This is a genomic window from Synechococcus sp. CCY 0621, from assembly GCF_019038465.1.
Taxonomy (GTDB): Bacteria; Cyanobacteriota; Cyanobacteriia; order PCC-6307; family Cyanobiaceae; genus Cyanobium.
Genome location: NZ_JAFKRH010000101.1, coordinates 1 through 408, shown reverse-complemented (window position 1 = coordinate 408; position 408 = coordinate 1). Strand labels below are relative to the sequence as shown.

At 67.2% G+C, this 408-nt stretch carries 1 protein-coding gene; it reads right to left on the bottom strand.

The genetic code is table 11. The features are described 5' to 3' along the window. A partial coding sequence (locus KUG43_RS16805; protein WP_216910984.1) for a hypothetical protein occupies window positions 1–408 on the bottom strand: 408 nt, incomplete at both ends.

The following is a 408-nucleotide window of genomic DNA, read 5'->3' as shown; positions in this document are numbered from 1 at the left end:
TCGGCGACGAGCTGCCGCTGCCGGCGTTGATGTCCTTCACCAGCACCGGGTTGCCGCTGCCGTCCAGCTTCCACAGCTCCACGCCCACGCCACTCGTCGTGGCCGTGAAGAACAGCGTGCCGCCCACGCTGGTGAACTGGCTCGGGTTGCTGCTGCCACTGCCGCTGGCAATCTCCACCTCCGTGGCCGTGGTGCTCCCCGCGCTCAGCCGCCACAGCTCACGGCCGTTGCTCGACGGGGAGGCAAAGCCCGCGAAGAACAGCTCATTACCGATCGCCGTCAGCTCGCTGACGAACCCCACACCCGGCACCACCACCGGATCCCCCGTGCTGGCATCAATCGTGATCAGACGGTTGTTGGCCTGGTCCCGGAAGAACAGGCTGCCCTGCACCGCCGTGAACTGGTCGA